General features: G+C 72.3%; 21 protein-coding genes. 5 read left to right on the forward strand and 16 right to left on the reverse strand.

Annotated features, from left to right (window positions below; translation table 11 throughout):
- Positions 1-19: 19 nt before the first annotated feature.
- Entirely contained in the window at positions 20-628 is a 609-nt protein-coding gene (locus ACZ5D2_RS34170) for a M23 family metallopeptidase (RefSeq protein WP_371678007.1), read from the reverse strand.
- A gap of 596 nt (positions 629-1,224) precedes the next feature.
- Positions 1,225-3,750 (reverse strand): ATP-dependent Clp protease ATP-binding subunit, encoded by a 2,526-nt coding sequence (locus tag ACZ5D2_RS34175; protein WP_371678006.1) that lies wholly within the window; start codon positions 3,748-3,750, stop codon positions 1,225-1,227.
- A 451-nt stretch (positions 3,751-4,201) separates the two neighbouring features.
- Between ACZ5D2_RS34175 and ACZ5D2_RS34180 the strand changes: the two genes are divergently transcribed.
- Entirely contained in the window at positions 4,202-4,783 is a 582-nt protein-coding gene (locus tag ACZ5D2_RS34180; RefSeq protein WP_371678005.1) for an SCO3374 family protein, read from the forward strand.
- Here the strand turns inward: ACZ5D2_RS34180 and ACZ5D2_RS34185 are convergent.
- From ACZ5D2_RS34185 to ACZ5D2_RS34240, 12 genes are all read right to left on the reverse strand, one after another.
- Positions 4,762-5,103, reverse strand: a complete 342-nt coding sequence (locus ACZ5D2_RS34185; RefSeq protein ID WP_030236840.1) for a histone-like nucleoid-structuring protein Lsr2 — start codon at positions 5,101-5,103, stop codon at positions 4,762-4,764. The genes ACZ5D2_RS34180 and ACZ5D2_RS34185 overlap by 22 nt on opposite strands.
- 165 nt (positions 5,104-5,268) lie before the next feature.
- On the reverse strand, positions 5,269-5,799 hold the full coding sequence (locus tag ACZ5D2_RS34190; RefSeq protein ID WP_371678004.1) for an amino-acid N-acetyltransferase: 531 nt from the start codon (positions 5,797-5,799) through the stop codon (positions 5,269-5,271).
- 9 nt (positions 5,800-5,808) lie between these two features.
- A complete protein-coding gene (locus ACZ5D2_RS34195) occupies positions 5,809-6,255 on the reverse strand; it encodes a BlaI/MecI/CopY family transcriptional regulator (protein ID WP_371678003.1) in 447 nt (148 codons plus the stop codon).
- Between the two features lie 105 nt (positions 6,256-6,360).
- Positions 6,361-6,528: a hypothetical protein gene (locus ACZ5D2_RS34200; protein ID WP_371678002.1), complete on the reverse strand. Its 168-nt coding sequence runs from the start codon at positions 6,526-6,528 to the stop codon at positions 6,361-6,363.
- A 14-nt stretch (positions 6,529-6,542) separates the two neighbouring features.
- Positions 6,543-7,196 carry a hypothetical protein gene (locus ACZ5D2_RS34205; RefSeq protein ID WP_371678001.1) on the reverse strand — a complete coding sequence of 218 codons (654 nt, stop codon included), beginning with the start codon at positions 7,194-7,196 and terminating at the stop codon, positions 6,543-6,545.
- 80 nt (positions 7,197-7,276) lie between these two features.
- The gene (locus ACZ5D2_RS34210) at positions 7,277-7,468 is read right to left on the reverse strand and encodes a DUF397 domain-containing protein (RefSeq protein ID WP_266839824.1); all 192 of its coding nucleotides are present in this window, start codon (positions 7,466-7,468) and stop codon (positions 7,277-7,279) included.
- Between the two features lie 128 nt (positions 7,469-7,596).
- Entirely contained in the window at positions 7,597-8,349 is a 753-nt protein-coding gene (locus ACZ5D2_RS34215) for a GntR family transcriptional regulator (RefSeq protein ID WP_371678000.1), read from the reverse strand.
- Between the two features lie 139 nt (positions 8,350-8,488).
- A complete protein-coding gene (locus ACZ5D2_RS34220; protein ID WP_266839828.1) occupies positions 8,489-9,298 on the reverse strand; it encodes a type III pantothenate kinase in 810 nt (269 codons plus the stop codon).
- Between the two features lie 3 nt (positions 9,299-9,301).
- Positions 9,302-10,270: a carboxylating nicotinate-nucleotide diphosphorylase gene (nadC, locus tag ACZ5D2_RS34225; RefSeq protein ID WP_371677999.1), complete on the reverse strand. Its 969-nt coding sequence runs from the start codon at positions 10,268-10,270 to the stop codon at positions 9,302-9,304.
- A 2-nt stretch (positions 10,271-10,272) separates the two neighbouring features.
- On the reverse strand, positions 10,273-12,024 hold the full coding sequence (locus tag ACZ5D2_RS34230) for an L-aspartate oxidase (RefSeq protein WP_371677998.1): 1,752 nt from the start codon (positions 12,022-12,024) through the stop codon (positions 10,273-10,275).
- Positions 12,021-13,019 (reverse strand): pantoate--beta-alanine ligase, encoded by a 999-nt coding sequence (panC, locus tag ACZ5D2_RS34235; RefSeq protein WP_371677997.1) that lies wholly within the window; start codon positions 13,017-13,019, stop codon positions 12,021-12,023. Before panC ends, ACZ5D2_RS34230 begins: the two co-directional genes overlap by 4 nt.
- The gene (locus ACZ5D2_RS34240) at positions 13,016-13,951 is read right to left on the reverse strand and encodes a Rossmann-like and DUF2520 domain-containing protein (RefSeq protein WP_371677996.1); all 936 of its coding nucleotides are present in this window, start codon (positions 13,949-13,951) and stop codon (positions 13,016-13,018) included. The genes panC and ACZ5D2_RS34240 overlap by 4 nt, the downstream gene beginning before the upstream one ends.
- A gap of 109 nt (positions 13,952-14,060) precedes the next feature.
- Here ACZ5D2_RS34240 and ACZ5D2_RS34245 point away from each other — a divergent pair, with 109 nt between their 5' ends.
- On the forward strand, positions 14,061-15,182 hold the full coding sequence (locus ACZ5D2_RS34245; RefSeq protein WP_371677995.1) for a threonine aldolase family protein: 1,122 nt from the start codon (positions 14,061-14,063) through the stop codon (positions 15,180-15,182).
- A 46-nt stretch (positions 15,183-15,228) separates the two neighbouring features.
- Here ACZ5D2_RS34245 and ACZ5D2_RS34250 read toward each other — a convergent pair whose 3' ends face one another.
- Positions 15,229-15,438 carry a hypothetical protein gene (locus tag ACZ5D2_RS34250; RefSeq protein ID WP_371677994.1) on the reverse strand — a complete coding sequence of 70 codons (210 nt, stop codon included), beginning with the start codon at positions 15,436-15,438 and terminating at the stop codon, positions 15,229-15,231.
- A gap of 166 nt (positions 15,439-15,604) precedes the next feature.
- Between ACZ5D2_RS34250 and ACZ5D2_RS34255 the strand changes: the two genes are divergently transcribed.
- A complete protein-coding gene (locus tag ACZ5D2_RS34255) occupies positions 15,605-16,729 on the forward strand; it encodes a DUF5937 family protein (protein WP_371677993.1) in 1,125 nt (374 codons plus the stop codon).
- A 159-nt stretch (positions 16,730-16,888) separates the two neighbouring features.
- Entirely contained in the window at positions 16,889-18,442 is a 1,554-nt protein-coding gene (locus ACZ5D2_RS34260; protein WP_371677992.1) for a M28 family metallopeptidase, read from the forward strand.
- A gap of 69 nt (positions 18,443-18,511) precedes the next feature.
- Here ACZ5D2_RS34260 and ACZ5D2_RS34265 read toward each other — a convergent pair whose 3' ends face one another.
- Positions 18,512-19,333 carry a hypothetical protein gene (locus ACZ5D2_RS34265; protein WP_371677991.1) on the reverse strand — a complete coding sequence of 274 codons (822 nt, stop codon included), beginning with the start codon at positions 19,331-19,333 and terminating at the stop codon, positions 18,512-18,514.
- A 320-nt stretch (positions 19,334-19,653) separates the two neighbouring features.
- On the opposite strand from ACZ5D2_RS34265, the gene ACZ5D2_RS34270 reads away from it, so the two are divergent.
- Positions 19,654-20,838 (forward strand): CapA family protein, encoded by a 1,185-nt coding sequence (locus ACZ5D2_RS34270; RefSeq protein WP_468934872.1) that lies wholly within the window; start codon positions 19,654-19,656, stop codon positions 20,836-20,838.
- The last annotated feature ends 108 nt before the right edge of the window (positions 20,839-20,946 follow it).

Raw genomic sequence — 20,946 nt, forward strand, 5'->3', positions numbered from 1 at the left:
CGCGAGGCCCGGGGGCGTCTCAGACGCTGACGCCGACGGTGCGCAGGAAGGCGACCGGGTTGACGGCCGAGCCGTAGTTCGGGGTGGTGCGGATCTCGAAGTGGAGGTGCGGGCCGCTGGAGTTGCCGGTGTTGCCGGACAGCGCGATCTGCTGCTTCACGGAGACCTTCTGGCCGATCCTGACCTGGATCTTCGAGAGGTGCGCGTACTGCGAGTACGTGTTGTTCGCGTGCTTGATCACGACGGCGTTGCCGTACGCGGGGCCGTCGCCGCCGCCGTTCGGGCCGGCCTTCACGACGGTGCCGGCGGCGGCGGCCTTGACCGGGGTGCCGACGGGGACGGCGAAGTCCTGGCCGGAGTGCTTGTGCGACCACATGGTGCCGCCCTTGCCGAAGGTCGCGGACAGCGTGTAGCTCTTCACGGGCTTGTCCCACAGGCCCTTCGCGGCGGCGGCCCGGGCCTGCGCCTGCGCCTGGACGGAGACCTGCTCGGCGACGGCGGGGAGGGCGGCGGGGGCCTCTGCTGCGAAGGCGGCGGTCGTCCCGGCCCCGATGGCCAGGGCCGCACCGAGACCGGTGGCGGCGAGGGCGATACGGGTACGACGGGTGCTGACGCGCTTCGCGAACATGTGGAGACCTCCGGGGCCGGGGACAGGGCGTGTATCGGGCAAGAAAGGACCCGGCGCTGCGACCGTGGGCCGTGGCTGCCGGGCTTGCTCAACCTTGGTAACCCGGGCCTCCCGGCTTCCCCAAACACCCCTTTTACTACCCGGGCTCGTAGGAACGGCTGGGCTTTCGGACCTGTTGACGGGCTCCCTACTGCGACGGAGTGGGGACAAAACGGGCGGCGAAATCTACGAGTCGTTCTAGTAGGTCCGTTTTGCCCTGTGCCGCTTGTCACCGGCGCCGAAGGGCCCAAGTGGCCTGCGTCACCGGCCTCCAGGCCCCTCCGGGGGACCGCACCCGCCCGGGGGCCCGGCCGGGACACCTGCACGGGATCCCCGTACCGGGCCCCCGGGGCCCGGAACCCGCCCCTCAGCGCCCCTCAGCGCCCTCAGGGGCCCGGAGGCGGCCGGGGCGGCCCGGGGCGGGCACGGGCGCGGTGCGCGGCCCCGGAGCCCCGCCGACGGCCTCGTGGGGCCGCCCGGGGCGGGGCACGACGAAGGGGCGCCCCCGGGAGGTGATCCCGGGGGCGCCCCTTCGTACTACGGCCTGCCGCCGGCGCTTACGCGCCCTTGGACAGGTCCGGGCCGGAGCCCGTGGCCTCGATCGGGGGGAGGTCGGGCAGCGCCGACTTCTCCTCGCCGCGGAAGGTGAACTTGGCTTCCTCGCCCTCGCCCTCCACGCCGACGACCACGATGTGACCGGGACGCAGCTCGCCGAAGAGGATCTTCTCCGACAGCAGGTCCTCGATCTCGCGCTGGATGGTCCGGCGCAGCGGGCGCGCACCCATGATCGGGTCGTAGCCGCGCTTGGCCAGGAGCATCTTCGCCTCACCGCTGAGCTCGATGCCCATGTCGCGGTCGCGGAGTCGCTCGTCCACCTTGGCGATCATCAGGTCGACGATCTGGATGATGTCTTCCTGGCTGAGCTGGTGGAAGACGACCGTGTCGTCGACGCGGTTCAGGAACTCGGGCCGGAAGTGCTGCTTGAGCTCTTCGTTGACCTTCGCCTTCATCCGGTCGTAACCGGTCTTGACGTCGCCCTGGGCGGCGAAGCCCAGGTTGAAGCCCTTGGAGATGTCCCGCGTACCCAGGTTGGTCGTCATGATGATGACCGTGTTCTTGAAGTCCACGACCCGGCCCTGGGAGTCGGTCAGGCGACCGTCCTCCAGGATCTGGAGAAGGGAATTGAAGATATCCGGGTGCGCCTTCTCGACCTCGTCGAAGAGGACGACGGAGAACGGCTTCCGGCGGACCTTCTCGGTCAGCTGGCCGCCCTCTTCGTAGCCCACGTAGCCGGGGGGCGAACCGAAGAGGCGGGAAACCGTGTGCTTCTCGCTGAACTCCGACATGTCGAGGGAGATCAGCGCGTCCTCGTCACCGAAGAGGAATTCGGCGAGCGTCTTGGACAGCTCGGTCTTACCGACACCGGACGGACCGGCGAAGATGAACGAGCCACCGGGACGCTTCGGGTCCTTCAGACCCGCACGGGTGCGGCGGATGGCCTGGGAGAGCGCCTTGATGGCGTCCTTCTGGCCGATGACGCGCTTGTGGAGCTCGTCTTCCATGCGCAGGAGGCGGGAGGACTCCTCCTCCGTGAGCTTGAAGACGGGAATGCCGGTCGCGGTCGCGAGGACTTCGGCGATGAGCTCGCCGTCGACCTCGGCGACGACGTCCATGTCGCCGGCCTTCCATTCCTTCTCGCGCTTGGCCTTCGCGGCGAGCAGCTGCTTCTCCGAATCACGGAGGGAAGCCGCCTTCTCGAAGTCCTGGGAGTCGATGGCCGACTCCTTGTCGCGGCGCACGGCCGCGATCTTCTCGTCGAACTCACGGAGGTCCGGCGGCGCGGTCATCCGGCGGATGCGCATCCGGGAGCCGGCCTCGTCGATCAGGTCGATCGCCTTGTCCGGCAGGAAGCGGTCCGAGATGTACCGGTCCGCCAGCGTCGCCGCCTGGACGAGGGCCTCGTCCGTGATGGAGACGCGGTGGTGGGCCTCGTAGCGGTCGCGCAGGCCCTTGAGGATCTCGATCGTGTGGGGGAGGGAAGGCTCCGCCACCTGGATCGGCTGGAAGCGGCGCTCAAGGGCCGCGTCCTTCTCAAGGTGCTTGCGGTACTCGTCCAGCGTCGTGGCACCGATGGTCTGGAGCTCACCACGGGCCAGCATGGGCTTCAGGATGCTGGCGGCGTCGATCGCGCCCTCGGCGGCACCCGCACCCACGAGGGTGTGGAGCTCGTCGATGAACAGGATGATGTCGCCGCGGGTGCGGATCTCCTTGAGGACCTTCTTCAGGCGCTCCTCGAAGTCACCGCGGTAGCGGGAACCGGCGACCAGGGCACCCAGGTCCAGGGTGTAGAGGTGCTTGTCCTTGAGGGTCTCGGGCACCTCGCCCTTGACGATCGCCTGGGCCAGGCCCTCGACGACGGCGGTCTTGCCGACGCCGGGCTCGCCGATGAGGACCGGGTTGTTCTTGGTCCGGCGGGACAGCACCTGCATGACCCGCTCGATCTCCTTCTCGCGCCCGATGACCGGGTCGAGCTTGGATTCGCGGGCCGCCTGGGTGAGGTTGCGGCCGAACTGGTCGAGGACCAGCGAGGTCGAGGGGGTGCCCTCGGCCGGGCCACCCGCGGTGGCCGACTCCTTGCCGCCCCCGGTGTAGCCGGAGAGCAGCTGGATGACCTGCTGCCGGACCCTGTTCAGATCGGCGCCCAGCTTCACGAGGACCTGGGCGGCGACGCCCTCGCCCTCGCGGATCAGGCCGAGCAGGATGTGCTCGGTGCCGATGTAGTTGTGGCCGAGCTGGAGGGCCTCGCGGAGCGAAAGCTCCAGGACCTTCTTCGCCCGCGGGGTGAAGGGGATGTGGCCGGACGGGGCCTGCTGCCCCTGACCGATGATCTCCTCAACCTGCTGGCGAACAGCCTCGAGCGAAATCCCGAGGCTCTCCAGGGCCTTAGCGGCGACACCCTCACCCTCGTGGATCAAGCCCAGGAGGATGTGCTCGGTGCCGATGTAGTTGTGGTTGAGCATCCGGGCTTCTTCCTGAGCCAGGACGACAACCCGCCGCGCGCGGTCGGTGAACCTCTCGAACATCGTTTATCGCTCCTCAGAGCGGTCGGGCAGTTCGGGGTCGGTCCCCGCCCTGTCCTTCCGCATGCTAGTCCCGCGGGACGGGACAGCTCATTCCAACTGCCGACATCCGTCCACGGCTCACCCCCACGTCGGTGAGGAAAACCGGCTGTAAGAGCCGACTACTGCTCCAACCCGATGGTGCGAGACGATGTTCCCGCAGGCCAGGCAGATACCCGTCACACGTGTACGCCGATGGCGAACGGGAGCCGCTCAAATCAGCGTGTCGCCCCGATCCACTAGGAATGTCTTACCCGTAAGGACTGACACTCCATGCCCCCGGGCACACGTCCCTCCGCTACGGGCGAACACGCTTGTGTCCCGAATGTGGGACTCCGCCCGGCGGACCTTTACGCTCCGCACCGGATCGGCCGCACTCCGTAACCCCGCGGCGCGGGGCGGAGTTGCTCCGGTCATGCCCCTCACCGCCGCGAGTGCCGTCTCCTCGCCCCGCGTCCCGCCCGAGGAGGACGTCCGCTCCTGGTACGAGCGGGTGCTCGGCTGGGCCGTCGTCGGCGGGCCGCCCGGCCGGCTGGTCACCGGGACCCGGTTCGACGTGCTGGAGGTGCCGGCCGACGCCGGTGCCGCCCTGCTGCGCCGCCCGGTCGCCACCGGCCCGGTGGCGCTGGCCGGGGGCCGGATGGGCTTCCTGGTGGCCCCGGGGGCCGCGGAGGAGCTGGACGGGCTCCTCGACTGGCTGGAGTGGGGCGGGGTGGCGCTGGAGCTCACCGCCCTGGGTGCCGGGGACGGGATCGCCGCCCCCGTGCCGCCGGGGCGGAACGGGAGGGAAAGCCCTCGGGGGGCCGCCGTCTGGCTGCGGCCCCCCGAGCTGGGGTGCGAGGCGTCACTGCCTGCCCTGCCCGGTCCGGGGCAGGGCCACCGTCCCGGACAGCGGGCCTGCGGGCCCGACCTCGTACGCCTGGTGGCCGCGGCGGCGACGGAATGTCACCGGGCACGGCTGCGAAGGCGTACGCCTCAGCCCTTGGCCTTTTCGTAGGCCTCGCGGATGTCGGCGGGGACACGGCCGCGGTCGTTCACGTTGTAGCCGTTCTCCTTGGCCCACGCGCGGATCTCGGCGGTGTCCGGATTGCCGGCCGACGCGGCGGCGCGACCACCCTTGGCACGGCCCGCGGAGACGCGTCCGCCGGTGCGGCGGCCGCCCTTGGTGTACGGGTCGAGCAGCCCGCGGAGCTTTTCAGCGTTGGCGGTGGTGAGGTCGATCTCGTAGGTCTTGCCATCCAGAGCGAACGTCACGGTCTCGTCCGCCTCGCCACCGTCGAGGTCGTCGACAAGAAGGACCTGAACCTTCTGTGCCACCGGATTTCCTTTCATCGAAAATGCAGTACGCGGAAAGGAAACCGCTTTTGCCTGGAAAACACAAACCCCCGGTGAGAGGTTCAGGGCCTCAACAAGGCGGGAAACGTACGCGATTCGGACATAGGCCTCAGGCCTGCTGCGGCCCGGAAAAGCGGCCGTGATCGATCAGAGGTGCAGAAGCATCCGGCTGTTGCCCAAGGTGTTCGGCTTCACTCGTTCGAGACCGAGGAACTCCGCGACTCCCTCGTCATAGGAACGCAGGAGCTCCATGTAGACATCGGTCTCCACCGGGGTCTCGCCGATCTCGACGAAGCCGTGCTTCGCGAAGAAGTCCACTTCGAAGGTCAGGCAGAATACCCGGCTGACCCCGACCAGGCGGGCGGTCTCCAACAACTTGGCGAGCACCCGATGTCCGACGCCGGCTCCCAAGAGGTCCCGGTCGACGGCGAGAGTGCGGACTTCGGCGAGGTCTTCCCACATGACGTGCAGAGCCCCGCAGCCGACGACCTGGCCGTCGGAGTCGCGTTCCGCGACCCAGAACTCCTGGATGTCCTCGTAAAGGACCACGGGGGCTTTGTCGAGGAGGATCCGCTGCTGCACGTACTGGTCGAGCAGGCGGCGCAGCGCCGGAACATCACGGGTGCGCGCGCGGCGGATGGTCACTGTTTTCGCGTCTGCGGTGGAAAGCTCTCCCATACCCGGACGCTATCGCCCCGGGGCGGTGGGCTGCTCGCCGGACTCCCCTTCGGCTTCGGCGGGGCCGGCGTCGGGGGCGGGAGCGGCCTCGGCGTCGTCGTGCTGGACGATCCGGATGGCGTCGCGGAGGGCTTCCCGCTGTTCCTGGGACATCATCCCGAAGAAGGCCACGAGGGCGGCCGCGGGGCTGTCACTGGTCGACCAGGCTTCGTTCATCAGTGCGGCCGAGTAGGCGGCGCGGGTGGAGACCGCCGTATATCGATAGGCGCGGCCTTCGGCTTCCCGGCGGACCCAGCCCTTCTGATGGAGATTGTCCATAACGGTCATGACCGTGGTGTACGCGATGGACCGTTCCTGCTGGAGGTCCTCCAGGACTTCCCGAACGGTGACCGGGCGGTTCCACTGCCACACCCGCGTCATCACAGCGTCTTCGAGTTCTCCCAAGGGGCGAGGCACAACAGCACGATAGTGCGGCTTGGGATGAATTGCCCGACTATTCGGGCGGCAACGCGCGGCCAATACCCGGGCGGGTCCACCCGGGCCACGGCATCGGCGCGCCGGCTACTTCCGCGGCTGGCGGGTGGCCTCGGCGCGGGCGAGGACGGCGTCGACGGCCGCGTCCTCCTTGGCCTTGTTGGATCCGCCCTGGCTCTTCACGATCGTCTTCACGAGCAGGATGAAGAACGTGGCCATCACGATGGGGGGCACGAGCGCGGAGACGTAGTCCATGCCCCCCAGCGTAGCTACCCCACGGCGAGGCCGGCCGCCGGGGGCGGGGTGGGCTTGCGGCGCGGCGGGAAGACCTCGCCCGGGGTCGGGACGGGCCGCGCCGGGCGCTCGGGGTGCCCGGGGTGCCCGGGGTGCCCGGGCCCCTGGGGCTCCTCGGGCGAGGGGGCGGGCCGCGGCCGCTCCGGCTTCGCGCCGGGGTCCGCCGCGCGGGGTTCCCCGCGGCCGCCGGCCAGGGCCAGCAGGCGGGTGCGGGGCGCGGGGGCGGTGCGGAGCCTGCGGCGCACGGACCGCTCGGCGACGCCCTGGGCGCGCTCCAGGACGGCGGCGGCGACCGGGTTGGCCCGCAGGGCGCGCAGGGCGGCGAGGTCGTCGGGCCCGGGCTCGTACCCGGCGGCCAGGGCGTCCTGGAGCAGCTCCAGATAGCCGGAGAGGCTGCCGGGCAGGGCGTCCCGGTAGCGGGCGAGATCGTCGAGCAGGAACGCTCTGAGCCGGCCCGCCTCCAGGACCGCTTCGTCCACCGACGCGGCGAGGCGCAGGCAGTCCTGGACCTCGGAGGGCGTCAGGGGGGCCGTGGAGGGCTGGAGGGCGTGGGCGAGGAGGCGCCTGAGCACGTGCAGCTCGGCGGCGCCGAACGCCATGCCGCCGCGGGATCCGTAAGGCGTGGGCATGGGCCGAAGATACGCGCTAATCGGACAAAATCCCCTGATGGTGCGGGTTCGCGGCGCGGCGGAGGGCCGCGCCGCCCCGTTCAGCCGGTCCGCTTCACCGAGCGGACGAAGTCGGCCCAGGCGGCGTGGGTGGTGGCCATCACCAGGTGCGCGGGGTCGGCCCGGTCGGCCACCCGGACGAGCGTGCCGGGGGCGGCCGCCACGTAGACGCAGGCGTCTCCCTCGCCGCAGTGGGACGACTTCCGCCAGTCGGGCCGGGCGTTAGCGGTCATGGTGTCTCCTCCGCCGTGAACGGGGTCGCGGCCTCGTGGACCGCGGTCTCTCAAGCGCGACGCTATCCCCGCCGGAGGCGTACTCCAGCCATTTCCGTGAAAAATCGCGCGGAAATCACGGCCGGATCTCAGTCCACGGGGAAGGCGTACGCGATCTCGTAGCGGGAGTCGGGGATGACGAGGTCGGCGGTCTCCACCGGGCGTCCGTCGACGTCGATGTACGTGCGCTCGATCTCGGTGATCAGCGAACCGAGGCTGATCCCGAGGAGGTTGGCCTGGTTCTGGTCGGCGCGGGAGGGCCGCGGGACCTCCACCACGGAGGCCACGGTGATGCCGATGGACCGCATCCGCGCCACGACCCCGGCGCCGCGCATCTCGCCCTCCTCGGGCAGCACGATCGGGGTGCCCGAGGTGATCTCCAGCGGCTCCCAGGACTCGGAGAGTTCGGCGGGGCTGCCGTCGGCCATGAACTCGTAGCGGGTCATCACGCAGGGGGCGCCGGGCTCGATGGCCAGCCGGGCGGCGATGCGTTCGGGCGCCGGGGCCTGCGGGACGGTCCGGGAGTCCCAGGACGCGGCGATGCCGTGCGCGGCGGCCTCGGAGCGGAAGGTGTTGCCGGCGCCGGGCACGCGGCGGCGGGTGCGGAGCATCCGCATGCGCCGGCGCGGGGTGCGCACGTAGGTGCCGGAGCCGGCCCGGCCTTCGAGGAAGCCCTCGATGATCAGCTGCTCCATCGCCCGCTGGGTGACGCTCTGCCCGACGGCGTATTCGTCCGCGAAGCGGGCGCGGGAGGGAAGCTTGTCGCCGACCGCCCACTCGCCCGCCTCTATGCGGGACCGGAGCGAGTCGACCACCTGCAAGTACGGGGAAACACGGGGCATTTGGGCCGTCCTGTGCCGTCTCGGCGGTGCCGCCTGCGAGCGAGTGCGTCCGACGCCGACAAGCTAACCGATCAGGTTGAAGCTGAGGATTCGGCCTGACGGTGCGTGCCTCCGCCCGTGCGGGCGGAGGCCGCCGCCGTCACTCGAAGTTCGGCGCGTTGCGCTCGTAGACCAGCCGCAGGCCGATCAGCGTCAGCCACGGCTCGTGGTCGTCGATCACCGACGCCTCGCCGAGGACGATCGGCGCCAGTCCGCCGGTGGCGATGACGCGGACGTCCGCCGGGTCTCCCGCGGGCCCGGCGAGCTCCTTGGCCATGCGCGTGACGATCCCGTCGACCTGGCCGGCGAAACCGTAGACCACGCCCGACTGCATCGCCTCGACCGTGGACTTGCCGATCACGTTGCGCGGACGGGCCAGCTCGATCTTGCGGAGCTGCGCGCCGCGCACGCCGAGCGCCTCCATCGAGATCTCGATGCCCGGGGAGATCACCCCGCCGACGTACTCGCCCTTCGCGGAGACCGCGTCGAAGGTGGTCGCCGTGCCGAAGTCGACGACGATCGCCGGTCCCCCGTACAGCTCGACGGCGGCCACCGCGTTGATGATGCGGTCCGCGCCGACCTCCTTCGGGTTGTCCATCAGGATCGGCACGCCCGTCTTGACGCCGGGCTCGACCAGCACCGCCGGGACGTCGCCGTAGTAACGGCGGGTGACCTCGCGCAGCTCGTGCAGGACCGACGGCACCGTCGCGCAGATCGCGATGCCGTGGATCCCGTCGCCGAGCTCGTTGCCGAGCATCGGGTGCATTCCCATCAGGCCCTGCATCAGGACGGCCAGCTCGTCGGCCGTCCGGCGCGGATCGGTCGAGACGCGCCAGTGCTCGACGATCTCGTCCCCGTCGAACAGGCCCAGGACCGTGTGGGTGTTGCCCACGTCGATGGTGAGCAGCACCGCTTACACCGCCTCGCGCAGGTCGAGACCGATGTCGAGGACGGGCGAGGAGTGCGTCAGGGCGCCCACCGCCAGGTAGTCCACGCCGGTCTCGGCGTAGGCGCGGGCGGTGTCCAGGGTGAGGCGGCCCGAGGACTCCAGGACGGCGCGGCCGGCCACGATGGTGACGGCCTCCTCGGTCTCGGGAACGGTGAAGTTGTCGAGCAGGATCAGGTCGGCGCCCGCGTCCACGACCTCGCGGACCTGGTGCATGGTGTCGACCTCGACCTCGACGGGAACGTCCGGGAAGGCCTCGCGGACGGCCTTGAAGGCCTGGGCGACGCCGCCCGCGGCGACGACGTGGTTGTCCTTGACCAGGGCCGCGTCCGACAGGGACATGCGGTGGTTGACGCCGCCGCCGCAGCGGACCGCGTACTTCTCCAGGGAGCGCAGGCCCGGCGTGGTCTTGCGGGTGTCGCGGACCCTCGCCTTCGTGCCATCGAGGACGTCGGCCCAGCGGCGGGTGGCGGTCGCGATGCCGGAGAGGCGGCACAGGATGTTCAGGGCGCTGCGCTCGGCGGTCAGCAGGTCGCGGGTGCGGGCGCGGACGGACAGCAGCAGCTGCCCGTCCTCGACCTTGTCGCCGTCCTCGGCGTGCCGCTCGACCTCGAAGGCCTCGGTGCACACCACGGAGAGCACGGCCTCGGCGATGCGCAGCCCGGCCACGACGCCGGCCTCGCGGGCCACGAAGTCCGCGATGGCCTCGGCGTCCTCGGGGACGGTGGCGACGGTGGTGACGTCGACCCCGCCGTCCAGGTCCTCGGACAGCGCCATGTGCGCGATGTCCTCGACCTCGATCGGGTCCAGGCCCGCGTCCACCAGCAGCTGGGCCAGCGCCGGGTCGAGGCCGGTCTCCTCGCCCTCGCCGCAGCCGCAGTCGTCGCCGCAGCCGCCTTCGTTCTGGTCGATCAGGGGGAGTTCGGGGGTGCTCACGGTCACTGCTCCAGGCTCTGGGGGGTGAGGGGGACGTCCACGGACGGGAAGTCCGCGGAGTCGGTGGGGACGACGACCAGGGCCCGCCGCTCGGTCGCCGACAGCCGGACGACGAGGTGACGGCGCCAGGCGGCGTCGTCCCGGTCGGGGTGGTCCTCGCGCCAGTGGCAGCCGCGGGTCTCGGCGCGCCGCTGCGCGGCGGCGACCAGGACGCGGGCCACGCACAGCAGGTTGGTCGCCTCCCAGGTCTCCACGCCCGGGACGGCGGTCTTGCCGTGGGCCTCCAGCTCGCCCAGGGCCGTCGTGTAGAGGGTCTCCAGCGCGGCCGCAGCCGCGCTCAGGGACTCGGCGGAGCGCAGTACGCCCGCGCCCTGCGTCATGATGCGCTGGATCTCGTGGCGCGCCTCGGCGGGCTGGAGCGGGCCGGTCGCGGGAACCGGGATGCCCGGTCCGTTGCCGGCGGGGGCGCTGCCCAGGATGTCGTCGGCGATCCGCTCGGCGAAGACCAGGCCCTCCAGCAGGGAGTTGGAGGCCAGCCGGTTCGCCCCGTGCACGCCGGTGCAGGCGACCTCGCCGCACGCGTACAGGCCGGGGACGGTGGTGCGGCCGTGCAGGTCGGTGCGTACGCCGCCGGAGGCGTAGTGCGCGGCGGGCGCGACCGGGATCGGCTCGGTCACCGGGTCGATGCCGTGGGCGCGGCAGGCGGCCAGGATCGTCGGGAAGCGGTTCTCCCACATCTCGGCGCCGAAGTGCCGGGCGTCCAGGTACATGTGCAGCGTGCCGCGCTCCTGCATGCGGCGCGTGATGCCCTTGGCGACGATGTCGCGCGGGGCCAGTTCGGCCAGCTCGTGCTGCCCCACCATGAAGCGGACCCCGTCGGCGTCGACCAGGTGGGCGCCCTCGCCGCGGACCGCCTCCGAGACCAGGGGCTGCTGGCCCTCGGCGTCGGACCCGAGGAAGAGGACGGTGGGGTGGAACTGGACGAATTCGAGGTCGGACACCTCGGCCCCGGCGCGCAGTGCCAGTGCCACGCCGTCGCCGGTGGACACCGACGGGTTGGTGGTGGCGGAGAACACCTGGCCCATGCCGCCGGTCGCGAGGATCACGGCGGGCGCGTGGACGGCGCCGACGCCGTCGTGCTGGCCCTCGCCCATGACGTGCAGGGTGACGCCGGCGGTGCGGCCCCGCGCGTCCTGGAGGAGGTCCAGGACGAGCGCGTTCTCGACGGTCTCGATGCCCGCCGCGTGGACGGCCTCGACCAGGGCGCGGGAGATCTCGGCGCCGGTGGCGTCGCCGCCGGCGTGCGCGATGCGGCGCCGGTGGTGGCCGCCCTCGCGGGTCAGCTCTATCTCGCCGGTGTCGGCGGAGGTGTCGAAGACGGCACCGGTCGCGATGAGCCGGCGCACCGCGTCCGGGCCCTCGGTGACCAGGAGCCGCACGGCCGCCTCGTCGCACAGGCCCGCACCCGCGACGAGGGTGTCCTCCAGGTGCTGCTCGGGCGTGTCGCCCTCGCCGAGGGCCGCGGCGATGCCGCCCTGGGCCCAGCGGGTGGAGCCGTCGTCCAGGCGCGCCTTGGTGACCACGACCGTACGGCGGCCCGCCGCGGCGCAGCGCAGCGCGGCGGTCAGGCCCGCGACGCCCGAGCCGACGACCACGACGTCCGCCTCGACGGCCCAGCCGGGGGCGGGGGCGTGGAGCCGTATGCCGGTGCCGCCGGTGCCGCCCGCCGGGATGCCTCTGCCTGTGGTGCTCACGCGTGTGCTCCGAACTCCAATGGGATGTTGTCGATCAGCCGGGTCGCGCCGACCTTCGCCGCGACGGCCAGCACGGCCTGACCGGTGAAGTCGGGGCCGACGTCGGTGAAGTCCTGCGGGTCCACCAGGGCCAGGTAGTCCAGGACCAGCGGCGGATCGTGCCGGCCCGCGTCGTCCAGGACGTGGCGGGCCGCGGCCCGTACGGCGTCCGGCAGGCCCGAGCCCGCCGCGGAGACGGCGTGCGCGTCCGCGGAGGCCCGGATCTCGCCGAGCCGGGCCAGGCCCGCTGCGCGCTCGTCGCTGGCGGGGGCGGCCTCGGCGCGGGCGCGCAGCGCCGCCTGGGCGGCGAGCCGGTCGCGGCCCGCGAACAGGGCGCGGGACAGGGCAAGGGCGGTGTGCCGTTCGAGGGCCGACAGGTAGCGGTTGCGGGAGGACAGGGCGAGCCCGTCCTCCTCCCGGACGGTCGGCACACCGGCCACGTCGACGGGGAAGTTGAGGTCGGTCACCATGCGCCGGATCAGGGCCAGTTGCTGGGCGTCCTTCTGGCCGAAGAGGGCCAGGTCGGGGCGGGTGAGGTGGAGCAGCTTGGCGACGACGGTGAGCATCCCGTCGAAGTGGCCGGGGCGGGTGGCCCCTTCGAGGCGCTCGCCCATGGGGCCGGCGGCGATCCGCACCTGGGGGGCACCGCCGGGGTAGACCTCGTCGACGGCGGGGGCGAACACGGCGTCGGCGCCCGCCTCCTCGGCGATCCGCAGGTCGGCGTCGAGGGTGCGGGGATAGCGGTCGAGGTCCTCGTTCGCCCCGAACTGGAGGGGGTTGACGAAGACGGTGACCACGACCTGCCCGTCCGGGCCGGCCTGCTCGCGGGCGGTGCGGACGAGGGTGGCGTGGCCCTCGTGGAGGGCGCCCATCGTCATCACGACGGCGCGGCGGCCGGTGCGCGGAAGCTTGTGGAGTTCCTCCGCGGTGTTCAGCAACAGCAGCGGGCCGGTCATCGGGCGCCACCCTCCGGTTCGGCGGTGTCGGCGAGGACACCGAGCAGGTCCTCGGCCAGTTCGGGCTTGAGCAGGCCGTGCGCGAGGGCGCGGTCGGCGGTGGTCCGGGCCATGGCGAGGTACCCGGCGACGGTGGCGGGGGCGTGCTTGCGCAGTTCGGAGACGTGCGCGGCGACCGTACCGGCGTCACCGCGGGCGACCGGGCCGGTCAGCGCCGCGTCCCCGGAGCGCAGGGCGTTGTCGAGGGCCGCGCCGAGGAGGGGGCCGAGCATCCGGTCGGGGTGTTCGACACCGGCGGTGCGGAGCAGCTCCATCGACTGGGCGACCAGGGTGACCAGGTGGTTCGCACCCAGGGCGAGGGCGGCGTGGTAGAGCGGGCGGCTGTCCTCCGCGATCCACTCGGGCTCCCCGCCCATCTCGATGACCAGGGCCTCCGCGGCCAGCCGCAGTTCCTCGGGGGCGGTCACGCCGAAGGAGCAGCCGCCCAGGCGCTGCACGTCGACCTCGGTGCCGGTGAAGGTCATCGCGGGGTGCAGGGCCAGCGGGAGGGCCCCGGCGCGGCGCGCGGGGTCGAGCACGGAGGTCCCGTAGCGCCCGGAGGTGTGGACGAGGAGCTGGCCGGGGCGGACGGCGCCCGTCTCCGCGAGGCCCTCGACCAGACCGGGCAGGGCGTCGTCGGGGACGGTCAGCAGCACCAGCTCGGCCCGCTCCAGCACCTGCGCGGGCGGGACGACCGGTACGTCGGGCAGCATCCGCGCGGCGCGGCGCCGGGAGGCGTCGGAGACTCCGGAGACGGCGACGGGACGGTGCCCGGCCTGCTGGAGCGCGCGGGCCAGCGCGGGGCCTACCCGGCCGGCTCCGACGACGCCGACGGTGAGCCGGGCGGGACGGCCGGACGGATCCCGGGACTCCGTCTGATGGGGTGCGTTCACGCGGGGAATGCCTTCCGTTCCAGTCCGCGGGGGGTACCGGACGATACGCCGCCATGCTAGCCCCTGGGGCCGTGGCGGGGCCGCGCCGACCGGAGGCATGATCGGGCCCATGACCGATGACGAGGAACGCACGAAGCGGCTGGTGGCGGCGGGGCGGGCGGCGGACCGGTCCCTCTCGGGGGGCGGCCGGGACGCGACGGCCGGGGAGCTGCTCGCCGCGCTGGCGCAGGCCCCCTACGACCTGGGACAACCCGCCGACGTGTACGGCGACGGGATCGTCGCCGAGCTGGAGACCCGGGTCGCGGAGCTGCTGGGGACCGAGGAGGCGGCGTTCTTCCCGACGGGGACGATGGCGCAGCAGGTCGCGCTGCGCTGCTGGGCGGGTCGGACCGGGAACCCGGTCGTGGCGCTGCACCCGATGAGCCATCCGGAGCGGTGGGAGGGCGGCGCGCTGCCCGTGGTCTCCGGGCTGCGCACGGTCCACCCGACGGTGGAGCCGCGGCAGCCGACCGCGCAGGAGGTCACCGACCTGGCGGAGCCCTTCGGCACGCTGATGGTGGAGCTGCCGCTGCGCGACCCGGGCTTCCTGCTGCCGACCTGGGAGGAGCTGGAGGAGCTGGTCGACGCGGCCCGGGAGCGGGACGCGGTCGTCCACTTCGACGGGGCCCGGCTGTGGGAGTGCGCGACCCACTTCGGGCGGCCGCTGGCGGAGGTCGCGGGGCTCGCGGACTCCGTCTACGTCTCCTTCTACAAGTCCCTCGGCGGGCTGAGCGGGGCCTGCCTGGCCGGACCCCGGGGCTTCGTGGAGGAGGCCCGCGTCTGGCGCCACCGGTACGGGGGGCAGGTGTTCCGCCAGTTCCCGCAGGCCCTGTCGGCGCTGGCCGGGCTGGAGCGGCAGCTGCCCCTGCTGCCGTCCTGGGTGGCGCAGGCGAAGGTCGTCGCCGCGGCTCTGCGGGAGGGCTTCGAGGAGGCCGGCGTGCCGTGGTTCCGGGTCCACCCGGAGGTGCCGCACACGCACCAGTTCCAGGTGTGGCTGCCGTACGGGGCGGACGGGCTGACGGAGGCGGGCCTGCGCCTCGCGGAGGAGACGGGCACGCTCCTGTTCCGGCGCTGGTCGGCGCAGGGCCCGCCGGGGATGGCGATGACGGAGGTCGAGGTCACGCAGCCGGGGCTGTCCTGGACGGCGGACGACGTCCGGGCGGCGGTACGGGGGTTCGTGGACCGGCTGTAGCAGCCCGGCCGGGCCCCGCCGGGCCTCAGCAGGGCCTCGCCGGGCCTCAGCAGGGCCTCGCCGGGTGGAGGAGGCGGTGGAGGGCCGCGCGCCAGGGGTGGGTGGCGGGGCGGCCGTCGAGGACGGCGCGGAAGCGGGCCTCGGTGCGGACGGACCGCAGGACGGCCCAGTCGTCGCGGCCCGGCGGCGGGGGCTGGGGGGTGCCGTGCTGGGCGGCCCGGTAGCTGTCGAAGAGGTACTGCTCGGTGGCGGTCATGCATCCACCCTCACCCCGTCGGCGGCAACCCGCACGACGATTGACGCTCACCGTCAATCGATGCCTCCCACCTGCACCGGAGCGCCTGCGCCCGTCACCCGGACGGACGGAGCGCAGTGCGTACCCCCGGCTCCGGCGCGGGCCCGTCCGGGGCCAGAATGGGGCGATGAGCGTCACGATCGACATAGCCGGGCTCCCGGCGGAGCGGATCGGTTTCGCGCCGGCTCCGCTCGCCGAGCTCTGTATGGCCCTGCACGCGCTGTCGCAGCCCGCGCACCACCCCGAGCTCCACTCCTGGACGGCCTCCACCAGAGCCTCGCTCGACCCCTGCCTGGCGGACCGGCTGCTCGAAGCCGAGTTCATGTGGCGCAGTTCGTTCTCCGACATCTTCATGGCCTTCGCCGGGATCCCCGGCGGTTCGGGCCGCCCCGGAGCGACCCTGGCCGAGGACCTGGACATCCTCGACCGGATGGACGACGAGCGGTTCGTGATGGCCGCCCTGGAGCACTGCTGGCTCGCGCTCTACAACGAGGGCGGCGGGCCCTCACCGCTGAAGGACCCGGGCGCGCGGGCCAAGGCGCTGGAGGCGGCCGCCGCGCGCGGCCCCCGTCAGCTGGAGTTCTCGCTCCGGCTGCTGGACGACACCGACTCCGTCCGGGTCTGGCTGCGCCGGCTCCTGGAGGACTGCGACGAGGCCTTCTTCGCCGAGACCTGGCGGCGGATAGAGCCCCGGCAGGCGGCGGACACCCGGCACAAGGCGGAGGTGCTGCGCCGCAAGGGTCTGCCGGCGGCGCTGCGGGAGGTGTCCGCGGCGCTGAGCGTGGACGGGGGGCTGACGATGATCACCGCCGACAAGATGGTCAACGGCCAGGCCACGGCCACCGATCCGCGGGTCGGTCCCGGGCTGCTGTTCGTGCCGACGAACTTCGGCTGGCCGCACCTGCTGGTGCTGCACGCGCCCGGCTGGCGCCCGGTGGTGCACTATCCGCTGAACTCGCCCGAACTGGCCCCCGAGCCCGGCTCGGTGGAGCTGCTCGCGCGCCGGATGGAGGCGCTGGCGCACCCGGTGCGGATGATGCTGTGCCGCAGCCTGGCGCGGGCCCCGTACACGACGAGCGAGCTGGCGCGGGTCTACGGGATCACCCCGCCGGAGGTGTCCCGGCACCTGGCGGTGCTGAAGAAGGCCGGGCTGCTGCACGCCCGCCGCCAAGGCCGTTATGTACAGCATCAGTTGGATCTGTCCGCGGTCGCTCGAATAGGTTCCGATTTCATCGAGGGCATTCTCCGCTGACCACTCTTCGGACGGTGGCCGGATTTCGACGGCGCAGAGTCACCGATATGCGGATTTCACAAACCGGAAGCAGTGAAAACCCTGGCGAGGGGGGCCGGTTGGTGCCTAACGTGCGTCCACCACCCGCCCCATTGCACCGCGTGCCGTGAAAGGACCTTCATGCCCTCTCGCCGTATAGCCGCAGCAACCGCCGCACTGGCGGCCGCGGCCCTCGTCTCACCGCTCCTCCTCGCCGGCCCGGCCGGTGCCACCGCAAGCCCGCAGAGCGATGCCGCCAAGGGTGACGCGCTGGCCAGGAAGCTGGTCAAGGAGGCGACCGGCAAGGGTGCCAACAACCACCTGAAGGTCCTCCAGTCGATCGCCGACTACAACAAGGGCACCCGCGTCGCCGGCTCGAAGGGGCACGTCCAGTCCGCCCAGTACGTCGAGGCCGTGCTCAAGGCGGCCGGGTACAAGGTCACGCGCAACGAGTTCGACTTCGTGTACGTCGAGACGATCTCCGAGAAGCTGAAGGTCAACGGCACGGACGGCCGTGACGTCCCGATCAAGCTGATGACGTACACCGCCAGCGGTCCGGCCGAGGGCGTCACCGCGCAGCTCGCGGTCGCCCCGGTCGACGCCGACGGCAGCAACGGCTGCGAGCCCGGCGACTTCGCGGCCGGCACCTTCACCGGAAAGATCGCGCTGGTCAAGCGCGGCGGCTGCACCTTCGCGGTGAAGCAGGCGAACGCGGCGGCGGCCGGCGCGGTGGGCACGATCATCTACAACAACACCGAGGGCGCCCTGAACGGCACCCTCGGCGACGCGAACGCGGGCAAGGTCCCCACCGGCGGCGTCTCCCAGGCGGAGGGCGAGAAGCTGGCCGCCGAGGCGGCGGCCGGCCCGGTTTCGGTCACCCTGGACCTCCGCGAGCTGCGCGAGAACCGCAAGACCTTCAACGTGGTCGCGGAGACCCGGGGCGGCGACGAGAACAACACCGTCTTCCTCGGCGCGCACCTGGACTCGGTGGCGGCCGGTCCCGGCATCAACGACAACGGCTCCGGCTCGGCGGGCATCCTCCAGGTCGCGCAGCGCCTGGCGAGCAGCCAGACGAAGATCAAGAACAAGGTCAAGTTCGCCTGGTGGTCGGCGGAGGAGTTCGGCCTGCTCGGCTCGGAGGCGTACGTCGCCTCGCTGACGCCGGAGCAGAAGAAGCAGATCAAGCTCTACCTGAACTTCGACATGATCGCCTCGCCGAACGCCGCCTACTTCGTCTACGACGGCGACGACTCCGACAAGGTCGGCTCGGGCCCCGGCCCGGAGGGTTCGGCGCAGCTGGAGAAGCAGATCACCGACTTCCTCGACACGCAGAAGATCCCGCACGAGGGCAGTGACTTCACCGGCCGCTCGGACTACGGCCCGTTCATCGAGGCGGGGATTCCCTCCGGCGGTACGGACACGGGCGCCGAGGGCATCAAGACCCCGGAGCAGGCCGCGAAGTTCGGCGGTCAGGCGGGTGTCGCCTACGACGTGAACTACCACGGCAAGGGCGACGACATCAACAACATCGACCAGAAGGCGCTCGACATCAACGTCGACGTCATCGCGAACGCGGTCGGCCACTACGCCTACGACCTGGCCCCGCTGACGCAGCCGGTCACCCCCAAGCCGAGCACCGGCTCGGGCAACGGCGGCGGTCTGCGCCCGGGTCACGACCACGACATCACGCAGTAGGCCGCACGGCACGGCGCAGAAACGGTACACCGCGGCACAGCCGCACGATCACAGCAGCAGCAGGGGCCGTCATCCCGTCGGGGTGGCGGCCCCCGCCGCGTCCGGGGCCTTCACCGCCTCACCGGCCCACCCCTCGGTGACGGTCGCGACCGCCCCGGCGACCTCGGCCAGCCGGCCCGCGTCGGCCCGCACGGAGCGGGCCAGTTCGAGGTGGAGGAATCGGGTACCCCGCTCGGCGGCCAGCCGGCCCTGCTCGTTGCCCCGCCCCGAGAGGCGGCAGTTCGCGGCCCAGGCCCGGCACGGCCTGATCCCGCGGCCCTCCAGCGTCGCGGCGAGCCGCTCCGCGTCGGCGGCGGCCGTGTCGCCGGACCCGGTGGAGACGACGGCTCCGGCGGCGGGGGCGGAGGAGTCGGCGAACCCGTGGAGCTGGATGCCGGGCAGGCCGCGGCGGGTGAGCTCGGTGACCACGGCGTGGAAGACGGAGTCGGTGCGGTGGGCCATGTCGGCCACGTCCCCGGAGGCGGCGGTGTCCTCCTCCTCGGCCCCGCCCGCGTCGGCGCCGAATCCGGATCCCGCCTTGCGGTGGGCCCCGGCCAGGACCATGACCCCGCCGGGGGCGCCGCGCAGCACCTGCGCGCCGAGGCGTTCGGTGTCCTGGTCGGCGATGGGGTGCGGGACCTGGACCGACCAGCGCGGGGGCGCGCCGAGGTCGACGTAGACGCGGCCCCAGCCGCGGTTCGCCGATCCGGGGCGGGCGGCCGCGTCGGCGACCTCGGCGAAGCGGCGGCCGTCCGGTCCGTCGGTGAAGGTGTCGAGGCGGTAGTCCACGTCGGCGAGGCGGGCACGCGCTTTATCGACATTCCCATCAAAAAGGGCCGATATCCCTTCCATGACGGCATCCCGCTCCGCCCGCGTCGGTACGCGATAGCCGCCCGTCACTCCGAATTCGGAGGTGAATCGGGTCACCCTCTCCAGCAAACCCGTGTCCGGGACCACAGGGGAAGGGATGGACGTAGGCCTCTTTTCGGCCACATAAGAGGGCATGAAAGCGACATAAGCGACCCCAGCCATGATCGCTACGCACATGATCGCAACAATCGTTACGTTTTTTGTGAATCTCGCAGTCGTCACTGGCCGAAAATAGCTGAGTGAAATTCGCCCCCGTCCGCCCGGCCTCCTCCCGGAAGCGCGCCGCGCTGCTGGCCCTCCCGCTGAGCCTCTCGCTCGCGGGCTGCGGGCTCCTCGGCGGCACGGAGCGCGGCCCGGCGGGCGGCAGCGGCACGGGCGGCACGGGCGGGGGCCGTTCCTTCACCGTGGCCGCCGCGGGCGACATCCTCATCCACCCCCAGCTGACCGAGCAGGCCGCCCGGGACGCCCGGGCCGCCGGCCACCAGGGCTACGACTTCGACCGGATCATGGCGGGGGTCAAGCCGGTCATCAGCCGGGCCGACCTCGGGATCTGCCACATGGAGGCGGTCCTCGGCAGCCCCGGCGGCCCCTTCCGGGCCTACCCCGACTTCCTCGTCCCCCCGCAGATCGCCAAGACGGTCAAGGCCATCGGCTACGACACCTGCTCCACGGCCTCCAACCACACCCTCGACCACGGCCCCGAAGGGGTCTTCGGCACCCTCGACACCCTCGACCGCGAGGGCCTGCGCCACACCGGCTCCGCCCGCAGCCGGGCCGAGGCCGACACCCCCCTGATCCTGGACGTCAAGGGCGTCAAGGTCGCCCAGATCTCCTTCGCCTTCGGCTTCAACGGGCACGACCTCCCCCCGGACAAGCCCTGGCTGGCGAACCTGACCGGCTTCAAGGCCATCGCCGCCGCCGAGAAGAAGGCCCGCGCGGCCGGCGCCGACGTGGTCGTCCTCTCCATCCACTGGGGCCGCGAGCACCAGCCCGACCCGAGCAACCAGCAGCTGGACCTGGCCCGCCGGATCGCCCGCGAGACCGGGATCAACCTGGTCATCGGCCACCACAGCCACGTCGTCCAGCCGATGGAGAAGATCGGCGGCACCTGGATCGCCTACGGGCTCGGCAACCAGCTCGCCCGCCACGACGTGCCCGGCGGACTGACCGAAGAGGGCGCCATCGGCTGGTTCGAGTTCACCGAACGCGGCGGCACCTGGGACGTGCGGGCCCGCTACGTGCCCACCTTCACCGACATCCCGCCCGACCCGCAGGCCGCCCCCGGCACCGACCCGGCCGCCGCGGCCGCGCGGCCCGTGCGCGACCACCGCCTGGTCGACGTCGCCGAGGCCCTGCGCGGCGACGCGCCGCTCCTGCCGCAGCAGCGCGCCCGCTACCGGCTGGCCTTCGAACGCACCCAGGGCACCTTGCTCAACCGCGGCGCCGCCAAGGACGGACTCCGCGCCCTGCGGGAGCTGCCGGACTGACCCCGTACGTCCCCCCGCCCCTCCCCTCCCGCACCTCCCCCGCCCCCTCCAGGAAGGACCCCGCTGTGGCCGCTTCGCGCACCACGCGGCGGCGCAAGGCCCGCCGCA

It is taken from the genome of Streptomyces sp. NPDC031479, from assembly GCF_055581065.1.